The following is a 2,702-nucleotide window of genomic DNA, read 5'->3' as shown; positions in this document are numbered from 1 at the left end:
AGGTTGACAGGTGAGTGCATTGAACACCTCCCCCTATTTTCAGGAAGAATATATCATGAGCTATCATGCCACAATGGAGCGTACGACTGTAGTACTAAGCCTTATTTACTGTTAATCATTTCTATGCATTTTCTAATCGAGAGAAAATCAGATATCACCTCTACAACGCAATAATTCGCTGACTACAGCGTAGGATATCCGACACTAAATGGTAAAAGAAAAGAGGGAAATTATAGGGTAGTACTACTGGCGTTTTGGCAAATGGTTTGCTAATTATATTGATAAGATATTAACATTAAGACGATTATTAGTATAACATATTTATAATTTCAAATTTTAATATCGACATTAGTTATTATGTGGCTATAGAATAAACCAACACGCACCTATGAATTGTGTATTCAAATATAATTACGGTATGTAATAAAAGGGGGGGGAATGAGTAGAAACAAATTAGTATCGATTATCATACCAGCATATAACTCTCAAGATTTTATAAGTAGAGCAATTAATAGCACACTGAATCAAACTTATAAAAATATCGAAATTATCATTATTGATGACGGGTCAATTGATAAGACAATAGATATTTGCATAGAGTATGCTAAAAATCACAAAAATTTAAAATATATATCACAAAGTAACAAAGGTGTATCGTCAGCTAGAAATAAAGGTATATCAGTGTCTACAGGTCATTATATTTGTTTTCTTGATAGTGATGATACATATGAACCTTCTTTCATAGAAAGACTAATAGAACAAGCAGAGTCAAATAACAGTGATTTTTCTTATTGCTTATTTAATAGGATACATAAAAACCAGAAATTAGAAGTATCAAAATCATATCTAAATTCTCATAGCATTATATTAAATTTTTTAAATTTTGATTATTTCGACATATGTTGCTTATTGATAAAAAAGGATTTTTTAAAGTATAACAGAATAACATTCGATGAAAAACTCACTATTGGAGAAGATGTTCTTTTTATTCTGGAATGTATTTGTCATGGCTCTCACTCTTATGTTCCAATGCATTTATATAACTACATATATAGAATCAAATCCATAATGAATAAGAAGTGGAAAATTAATGATTACCTAACAGAAATAGATGCATGGAAGAAAATAAACATAACTCTAAATGACCTATATAGCCAAAAAGATAAACATGATGTTTTAAAAAAAACCAAAGCAAAGATGTTAAGTCTACAGATACAATTTATGTGGAAGCTATTAGCATCAGGAATGTATAATGATCTCAAAAATTATACCTCTGGGTTCAGTTACGAGAACGATAATTTTAATTTAATACAAAAACCCAAAAAAATGAAATTTAGGCTCATGTTACTTTTAACAAAAAACAAATTCATCTGGTCTATTTCAAGGGCATTATTAACTCAAAAAAAACACCATATCTAACTAAAAAACACAAAACTTGCATGAGCAGCACACAAAAACCACAATAATAAAAGTGCTGCATCAACGCATTAGTGATGTTTATTATTCTACATATTCGATAACTGCCTAAACGGTCATGTTTAATCAGAAATGACGATTATATAAAATGCAATACGGGCTCTTTTTATCTGTATAAATTAGATCCGTTTCCCCTGATAAAAAGACTTTTTGTTTATACAGTGGCTTACTTTTTAAAGAGTTATTATTCTATATAACTTTTCTCTTTTACACCAACGATCTTTGTAGTCAAATGTAGGACGCCCAAAGCTAAACCTCATCTCAATCCCTTTTTCCTCTGAAAGAGCTATAGCATCTTTAACATTAACCCACATTGCAATTGTTCCAATTGAATCATCTTTGAATCTCATATCTCTACCAGTATTAATAAAATCAAAGTTAATCCAATTAATGCACTGTTTTTTTATAACGAACTGGACTGCAACTGGGCTATCATTCCAAAAAAGGATGCTCCCAAATTTCAAAGACGGAATTTCATCCAGCAACTCTTTTATAGCTATTTTATCAATATGACTCTTTCGTCGCATAAAAAACAATTCATCGTAAATATCAATAAACTCATCTGTCATTATGTCACAAATATTAATTAAGCTTCCACCACTTTTCAAAAAACGATTTAGTTCTCTATTACGTGTATTTCTTGTTTTACCTGAAACATTATTCACCAGACATATTTCACGACTGGCATTCAATGCATGAGAACTATTAATAACATTTATAGAGTTTTTATTCGATAGAAATTTTGATTTAAAAGGCAATATATATCTAGAATCTGATTTACTTGGAAATATAATTTCATATGGGCAAACTGGATAAGGGTTAGATATTTTTTGGGATACACTGGGATCACCGGCTAAATAATTAGAATCCCAAACGCATATTGACGCTAGTATATTGCCTTTATTATCTGTTTTAACAAAATATTTTTCGTTCAAGTTAAATCTATAATGTAAAAATTGAAGCACTTCAGGGGAGGTCGAAATTCCTCCCCCATATAGTTCATAAGCTTCCTTATAATTATCAAAATTAGCACTCTTCCAACCAAACATTATATAAACCTAATGAGTCATAAATTAGAGTTATCATAGGTCACTACAGGCTACCTAGCAACATAAACTTGTCTTATCTGTATTAGTCACGACGTGATCTGACACTGAACCTTGAAAGGTTGAGAGTTACCGACTTTGCTATATGGGTGTCGAATCCTTATACAAAATACGAGGTAA

General features: G+C 30.5%; 2 protein-coding genes. One reads left to right on the top strand and one right to left on the bottom strand.

The genetic code is table 11. The features are described 5' to 3' along the window. Nucleotides 1-438: 438 nt before the first annotated feature. Nucleotides 439-1,419: a glycosyltransferase family 2 protein gene (locus Xkoz_RS18900; protein ID WP_099143481.1), complete on the top strand. Its 981-nt coding sequence runs from the start codon at nt 439-441 to the stop codon at nt 1,417-1,419. A 230-nt stretch (nt 1,420-1,649) separates the two neighbouring features. Here Xkoz_RS18900 and Xkoz_RS18895 read toward each other — a convergent pair whose 3' ends face one another. Further along, on the bottom strand, nt 1,650-2,525 hold the full coding sequence (locus Xkoz_RS18895) for a GNAT family protein (protein WP_099143480.1): 876 nt from the start codon (nt 2,523-2,525) through the stop codon (nt 1,650-1,652). Nucleotides 2,526-2,702: the final 177 nt, after the last annotated feature.

This window comes from Xenorhabdus kozodoii, from assembly GCF_002632875.1.
Lineage (GTDB): Bacteria > Pseudomonadota > Gammaproteobacteria > Enterobacterales > Enterobacteriaceae > Xenorhabdus > Xenorhabdus kozodoii.
The sequence above is the reverse complement of the archived record's forward strand: the minus strand, read 5'-3'. Positions and strand labels throughout refer to the sequence as shown.